The 7,928-nt window shown below is 74.1% G+C and carries 3 protein-coding genes and 1 pseudogene; all 4 read left to right on the forward strand.

The features are described from left to right. Positions 1-457: 457 nt before the first annotated feature. The 4 genes and pseudogenes from glgX to SSOG_RS14095 all read left to right on the forward strand — a co-directional run bounded on the left by glgX (position 458) and on the right by SSOG_RS14095 (position 7,723). Positions 458-2,655, forward strand: a pseudogene (glgX, locus tag SSOG_RS14080) (glycogen debranching protein GlgX). A 34-nt stretch (positions 2,656-2,689) separates the two neighbouring features. Next, on the forward strand, positions 2,690-4,534 hold the full coding sequence (locus SSOG_RS14085; RefSeq protein ID WP_009714894.1) for an ABC transporter ATP-binding protein: 1,845 nt from the start codon (positions 2,690-2,692) through the stop codon (positions 4,532-4,534). Next, positions 4,531-6,393 (forward strand): ABC transporter ATP-binding protein, encoded by a 1,863-nt coding sequence (locus SSOG_RS14090; RefSeq protein ID WP_009714895.1) that lies wholly within the window; start codon positions 4,531-4,533, stop codon positions 6,391-6,393. Before SSOG_RS14085 ends, SSOG_RS14090 begins: the two co-directional genes overlap by 4 nt. A 70-nt stretch (positions 6,394-6,463) precedes the next feature. After that, on the forward strand, positions 6,464-7,723 hold the full coding sequence (locus tag SSOG_RS14095; RefSeq protein WP_009714896.1) for a hypothetical protein: 1,260 nt from the start codon (positions 6,464-6,466) through the stop codon (positions 7,721-7,723). The last annotated feature ends 205 nt before the right edge of the window (positions 7,724-7,928 follow it).

Below are 7,928 nucleotides of genomic sequence, written 5' to 3' on the forward strand. Positions count from 1 at the left end.
CCCGGCGCCCATGCCGATAGGTAATCACATCGCACCGACAGCGGGATCATGTACGAGGGTTACGGTTCTGTCCCAGGTGGGAGCGGTCCCCCGGACCGGCCGCGGGCGCCCCCGCCGCGCCCCGCCTCCGCGCCGGGGCGCGGAAACGTGAGGGCCGCCGGGATTGCGGGCACAACAGGGCTACCGGGCACAGCCGGACGCGGTCGGGACGCCGCGGGGCGGTGCCGCCCGGTCCGTCGGGCTCCGGACGGGAGGTGCGGAGCCCGGTCCGTGCGAGCCGCCGGAGGCGCATGTGTCGAAAGCAGTCGAGCAGCACGCTCTGGAGCCCTCCGACGGCTTACCCGCCCCGCCCGCCGCCGGCCCTGCGCTCCGCCGCCCCGCCGCGCCCGCGCCGCTGCCCGCCCCGCGCGGCGGCTCCCCCGCGACCGGACCCACCGCAGGACCCACCGCAGGACCCGTGACCGGCCCCGCCGCCTGGCCGGGCGGCCCGCGGCCGCTCGGCGCGCGCGTGTGCCAGGGGCCCGACGGGCTGCCCGGCACCAACTTCGCGCTGTGGGCGGGCGGTGCGGAGGCCGTCGAGCTGTGCCTGTTCGACGACGACGGCACCGAGGTCCGCCACGCCCTGGCCGAGCAGACCGACGAGATCTGGCACGGCTTCGTCCCCGGGGTGCTGCCCGGGCGGCGGTACGGCTACCGCGTACACGGCCGCTGGGACCCGTGGACCGGCGCCCGCTGGAACCCGGCCAAGCTGCTGCTGGACCCCTACGCGCGCGCGGTGGACGGCGACTTCGCGCCGGACGGCGGCCCGCTGCCCGCCGAGGTCTACGGCCATGTGCGGGACTGGCCGCAGCAGCACGTCGCCGACACCGTGCGGGACGAGCGCGACTCGGCCCCGTACGTCCCCAAGGGCGTCGTCGTGGGCGACGACGCCCCGGGCGGGCCGCCCCGTCCCACGACCCCCTGGGCCGAGTCGGTGATCTACGAACTCCATGTGCGTGGCTTCACCATGCGCCACCCCGGCGTCCCGCCCGAGCTGCGCGGCACGTACGCGGGGCTCGCGCACCCCGCCGCGGTCGAGCACCTCACCCGGCTCGGAGTGACGGCGGTGGAGCTGCTGCCGGTGCACCAGTTCGCGCACGAGGACCATCTGCTGCGGCGGGGCCTGCGCAACTACTGGGGCTACAACTCCATCGGCTACTTCGCGCCGCACGCCGGGTACGCGGCCACCGGCACCCGGGGCCAGCAGGTGGGCGAGTTCCGGAAGATGGTGCACGCCCTGCACACCGCCGGGATCGAGGTGATCCTCGACGTCGTCTACAACCACACCGCCGAGGCGGGCGAGCTGGGCCCGACCCTCTCGCTGCGCGGCATCGACAACCGCGGCTACTACCGGCTCCAGCAGGACCCGCGCCGCTACGCCGACTTCACCGGCTGCGGCAACACCCTCCAGACCGTCCGGCCGCATGTGCTCCGGCTGATCACCGACTCACTGCGCTACTGGGTCACCGAGATGGGCGTGGACGGCTTCCGCTTCGACCTGGCCAGCGCGCTGGCCCGCACCGCGACCCACGGCGTCGACATGCTCTCCCCGTTCCTCGCCGCCATCGCCCAGGATCCCGTGCTGCGCGGCGTCAAGCTGATCGCCGAGCCCTGGGACGTGGGTGCCGGCGGCTACCAGGTGGGCGCGTTCCCGGCGCCGTGGGCGGAGTGGAACGACCGCTACCGGGATGCCGTACGGGACTTCTGGCGCGGCGCCCTGCCCGATGTGCGCGACCTCGGCTACCGGCTCTCCGGCTCCAGCGATCTGTACGGGCACGGCAGCCGCGGCCCGTGCGCCTCGGTCAACTTCATCACGGCGCACGACGGCTTCACCCTGCGCGACCTGGTGAGTTACGACCGCAAGCACAACGAGGACAACGGCGAGGGCAACCGCGACGGCACCCACGACAACCGCTCCTGGAACTCCGGCGCCGAGGGCGAGACCGACGACCCGGACATCCGCGCCCTGCGCCGCCGCAGGCTGCGCGGCCTGCTCGCCACCCTGCTGCTGTCCACCGGCGTGCCGATGCTCGTCGCGGGCGATGAGATGGGCCGTACCCAGGGCGGCAACAACAACGCGTACTGCCAGGACAACGCCACCGGCTGGGTCGACTGGTCGCTGCTGGACGACCCCGGCTGGCAGGCGCTCACCGACCTCACGGCCCCGGCTGATCCCGGCTGCGCCGCGCCCACCCGGTGCTGCGCAGGCCCGCCTTCTTCTCCGGCAGCGCCCGGCCCCCGGACGGCGTGCGCGACCTCGCCTGGTTCACGCCGCGCGGCGAGGAGATGACCGAATCCGACTGGTACGGGCCGACGACCGCCCTCGGTGCCTACCTCTCCGGCACGGACCTGCCGCAGCGGGATCCGCGCGGCGCGCCGGTCACCGACGACACCTTCCTGGCGCTGCTCCACGCGGACCCCGCGCCGCTGTCCTTCACGCTGCCCGGTCCGCCGTGGGCGGCGGGCTACGAACTCCTCCTGGACACCGCGCGGGAGGACCAGGACACCCCACCGGGCGTGCGGTACGCGGCCGGTGCGTCGATCGAGCTACCGGAACGCTCGGTTCTGCTGCTGCGCGCTCTTACCGCCGCGGACCTACGCCAAAAAACCGAGTGAGCACTGTCGGTGGCGGACCGTAGTCTCGCCACTGATGGCTGTGACGACGACACCACCCCGCGCCCAGGAGGGCGGCGCCGCCCCGCGGCACCGCTCCACCACGCGCTCCCTGCTGCGGCTGTGGCCCTATGTGCGCCCGGTGCGGGCCCGGCTGTTCACGGCGGCGGGGGTCGCGGTCGTCGCGTCCTGCCTGGGCCTGGTCATCCCGCTCGTCCTCAAGTGGATGGTGGACGGGCCGGTCGCCGGCCGCGACCCGGGCGGGGTGTGGCTGGGTGGTGCGCTGCTGTTCGCCCTCGGGCTGGCCGAGGCCGGGCTGTTCGGGCTGCGGCGCTGGCTGGTGGCGCGGCCGCTGGCGTCCGTCGAGGCCTCGATGCGGGCCTCCCTCTACCGCCACCTCCAGCGGCTGCCGGTCTCCTTCCACGACCGCTGGGCCTCGGGCCAGCTGCTGTCGCGCGCCACGACCGATCTGATGCTGCTGCGCCTGTTCCTGGCCTTCCCGCTGACCTTCCTGGTGGTCAACGGGGTCACCATCCTGGTCGGCTTCGCGATCCTGCTCGCGCAGCAGTGGACGCTGGGGCTGGTGCTCCTGGCCCCGGCCGTACCGCTGATGATCTTCTGCTCGCTGTTCGAGACGCGCTATGCGGCCGTCGCCCGCACCGTCCAGGACCAGACCGGGGATCTGACGACGGTCGTCGAGGAGGGCGTGCTCGGCATCCGGATCGTCAAGGGCTTCGGCCGCCACCGCAGCCAGGCCCGCGCCTTCCGGGCCCTGTCGGAGCGGGTGCGGGCCACCGAGCTGCGCAAGGCGCGGCTGCTGGCCACCATCTGGGCGCTGATCATGACCCTGCCGGAGCTGGCGATCGGCGCGGCCCTGATCCTCGGCACCGTCCAGGTCGCCGACGGCGGCCTCTCGGCGGGCACGCTCGTGGCCTTCCTGTCCACGGCCCTGGCGCTGCGCTGGCCGGTGGAGTCGCTGGGCTTCCTGCTGGCGCTGAGCCAGGACGCGGCGACGGCCACCGACCGCTTCTTCGAGGTCATGGACGCCACTCCGGCGGACGCGGCGGACGGCCCGGCGGACGCGGCCGACCGCCCCGCGTCCGTGCTGCCGCGGCAACGGGGCGAGGGCGGGATGCGGTTCGAGGGGGTGGAGTTCCGGTACGACGACGCTCCCGCGGACGCCCCGCCCGTGCTGCACGGGGTGGACCTGCACATCCGGCCCGGCGAGACGATGGCGCTCGTCGGCGCGACCGGCTCCGGGAAGACCACGCTGACCGCGCTCGTACCGCGGCTGCTGGAGGTGACGCGCGGGCGGATCACCCTCGACGGGCGGGACATCACCGCGCTCCCCCGCGACGAGTTGCGCGGCCTTGTCGCCGTCGCCTTCGAGGAGCCCACGCTGTTCTCGGCGACGGCCGGTGAGAACGTGCTGATGGGCGCGGACGGCGCCGATCAGGCCGCGTTGGCGCGCGCCCTGAAGGTGGCCCAGGCCGAGTTCGTGCACGCCCTGCCGAAGGGCACCGGCACCGAGGTGGGCGAGCAGGGGCTGAGCCTGTCCGGCGGGCAGCGGCAGCGGCTCGCGCTGGCCCGCGCCGTCGTCGGCGCCCCGCGCTTCCTGGTGCTGGACGACCCGCTGTCCGCGCTGGACGTGCACACCGAGGCGCGGGTGGAGGCCGCGCTGCGGCAGGTCCTCGCGACCACGACCGCGCTGGTCGTCGCGCACCGGCCGTCGACCGTGCTGCTCGCCGACCGGGTGGCGCTGATGGAGGACGGCCGTATCGCCGCCGTCGGCACCCACCACCAACTGCTGCGGGACAGCGCCGCGTACCGGTCGCTGATGTCCGGACACGACGGGGAGAACGACGAGGAGGAGGGCCCATGACGACGGCCGAGGAGGAACGCCCGGCCGAAAAGGCGCGCACGGCCGAGGAGGAGCGCCCCGCCGGGGGCGACGACCCCTTCGACCACGACGTACTGCCCGCCCCCAAGGGCGCCTCCCTCTCCCTGCTGCGCTCGCTGCTCGCCCCGCGCCGCGCCCGCGTCTGTGTCGCGGCCGTCCTCCTGCTGCTGCAACAGGCCGCGGTGCAGGCGGGCCCGCTGCTCGTCGCGTTCGCCATCGACCGCGCCGTGCCCGCGTTCCGGGACGGCGACCACGGCCCGCTCATCGCCGTCGGCGCCGGGTACCTGGGCTGCGCGCTCGCCTCCGGCGCCCTCCAGTTCGCGTTCATCCGCGCCTCCGCCCGCATCAACCAGGACGTGCTGCTGGACCTGCGGGGCCGCATCTACCGCCACGCCCAGGCCCTCAGCGTGGACTTCCACGAGCGGTACACCTCGGGGCGGCTCATCTCCCGCGCCACGACCGACGTCGAATCGCTGCGGGAGCTGCTGAACGAGGGCCTGGACGAACTGCTCGGCATCGCCCTGTCCGTCGTCTACATCGCCCTCACCCTGCTGTACCTGGACTGGGGGCTCGGCGCCGCGGCCGTGCTCTCCTTCTGGCCGCTGTATCTGCTCATCCGCTCCTTCCAGCGCCGGTCGATGCGGGTCTACCGCAAGCGGTCGACGGCCACCGCCGCGGTCATCGTCGCCTTCACCGAGACCATGAACGGCATCCGCCCGGTGCAGGCCTTCCGCCGCGAGCGCGCCAACAACACCCGCTTCGACGAGCTGAACGGCCACCACCAGCACGTCAACGGGACCGCGATCCTGGAGATGGCCCGCTATGTGGTCGGCTCCCGGCTGATCGCCAACACGGCGGTCGCCGCCATCGTGCTGTGGGGCGCCTACCGGGTCGCCGCGGGCGATCTGGCGCTCGGGGTGCTGGCCGCGGCCGCGCTGTATCTGCGCAGGCTGTACGACCCGATCGACCGCCTGGGCATGTTCCTCAACTCCTACCAGTCCGCCGCCGCCTCCCTGGAGAAGATCGCGGGCCTGCTGGCCCAGCGCCCCTCCGTCCCCGAACCCTCCGACCCCCGCCCACTGCCGCCGCGCCCCTCCCGGTCGTCGGGCCGCGAGGTCGTCTTCGACGGGGTGCGCTTCGCGTACCGCACCGGCGGCGAGGTGCTGCCCCGCTTCGACCTCACCCTGCCCGCCGGGCAGACGGTCGCCGTGGTCGGCGCGACCGGCGCGGGCAAGTCCACCCTCGCCAAGCTGCTCGCCCGGTTCTACGACCCCACCGAAGGCCGGGTCCTGCTCGACGGCGTCGACCTGCGCGACCTGGCCACCCCCGACCTGCGCCGCGGTGTGGTCATGGTGACCCAGGAGGCGTTCCTGTTCTCCGGCACCGTCGCCGACAACATCTCCATCGGCCGCCCCGACGCCACCCGCGCCGAGATCGAGCAGGCCGCCGAGGCGATCGGCGCCCACGGCTTCATCACCGCCCTGCCCGACGGCTACGACACCGACGTCCGCAAGCGCGGCGGCCGCATCTCCGCGGGCCAGCGCCAACTCGTCGCCTTCGCCCGCGCCCTCCTCGCCGACCCCGCCGTCCTCATCCTCGACGAGGCCACGTCCTCCCTCGATATCCCCGGCGAACGCGCGGTCCAGCGCGCCATGGACACGGTCCTCCGCGACCGCACCGCCGTCGTCATCGCCCACCGCCTCTCCACGGTCGAGATCGCCGACCGCGTCCTGGTCATGGCCGACGGCCACATCGTGGAAGACGGCACCCCGGCCGAACTCATCGCGGGCGAGGGCCGCTTCGCGGCGCTGCACCAGGCGTGGCGGGACAGTCTCGTATGACCCGGCGCTGATCTGAACTGGTGGACCTGACCTGGTTGAATGGCCCGGTCTACGGGGGAGGGACGGGCAGATGGAGCTGGAGACCGCCATCGGTGCCGCCGGGCTGCTGGTGGCGATCGTGGCCGCGGCGCTGGCCTGGGCGCCGCAGCGGCTGGCGAGCCGGGAGCGCAGCGCGGCGCTGTTCGTGAAGGCCCGGCGTCATCTCAAGGCGCAGCGCGCCCAGTTGACGGCCGCGTGCGTGGCCGACCAGGCGGAGCGCCGGGCGGACCAGGGGCTCGCCCTGCTCACCCGGCCCGGCTGGGTCCCGGACCGGCCGCTTCCCCTGGACGCGGTCCGCATGACGCTGCGGGAGGCTCGGCCCCAGGAGCAGCTGATCGTCCGGCGCAAGGAGCTGCTGCGGTACTGGCCGCGCGATGCCGGGGCGCGGCACTTGGAGAGCTATTCGGCCGCGATCGAGGCGTTCGACCGGCCCGGTGTCTGGTTCAACGGCCCCTCCTACCGGCTGCTGGAGGTCACGCCGCCGCCCGCGGACCGCCTCGGGGACGGGATCGCCCTCGACTTCACGCTCGGCCACTACTTCGACGGCCTCGACACGACTGAACCGCTCGCGTACGAGGAGGCGTTGCGCCACCTCAGGGCCGGGGCCGGGGCCAAGCCGCTGAGCGGACCGTACCGCCGCGCCGTCGGGGATCCGTTCGCGCTGGACCGGCGCTCCGCGCTGCCGGGGGTGAGCGCCCTGACGATACGGGTCGACGGCGACGACCCGTACTTCTTCCTGCACCGCCGCGAGGCCGGGAAGGTCGCGGTGGCCATGGGCACCACCCATGTGGCCCCGGCGGGGGAGTTCCAGCCGCACGCGGACGTGCTGCCCGTCTGGCAGTCCGATCTGGACCTGTGGCGGACCACGATGCGGGAGTACGCCGAGGAGTTCCTGGGCGCCGCCGACGCCACCGGAAGCGGTGGGGTGACCCTCGACTACGCGCACGACGCGCCCTACGCCCGCTTCGAGGAAGCACTGCGCACCGGCGAGGTCCGGGTGCGGTTCCTGGGGCTCGGTCTCGACCCGCTGACCTGGAAGCCGGAGTTCTGCCTGGTCTGCGTCTGGGACGCCGCGGCGTTCGACGAGATCTTCGCGGACATGGGCGACCGCAACGAGGAGGGCGTCCTCGTCGTGGGCACCCGGGCCGGTGCGGGCTATCGCGGGATCCCCTTCACCGAGGACAACGTCCTGGGCTACGCCGCACACGAGGACACCCTGCCCGCCGGGCGGGCCTGTCTGACGCTCGCCTGGCGCTGGCGGCGGGAGCTGCTCGGCGGAGCGCCACCGTGACGCACATGTGAGGGCGTTACGCCGCGTACGAGGCCATCAGGCCCGCCGCGTGCACCGGGTCCACCACCGGGACCCGCAGGCGCTCACTCCAGCAGCGGGCGGATGCCGATGGTGTTGAGGCCGGTGCAGGCCAGGAGCAGGGTGTCCGCGCCGGAGGCGATCAGTTCTGAGGCGGCGTCGACCACCGCCTCGCGGCCGCCGGGGA

The sequence above is a fragment of the Streptomyces himastatinicus ATCC 53653 genome, from assembly GCF_000158915.1.
GTDB lineage: Bacteria > Actinomycetota > Actinomycetes > Streptomycetales > Streptomycetaceae > Streptomyces > Streptomyces himastatinicus.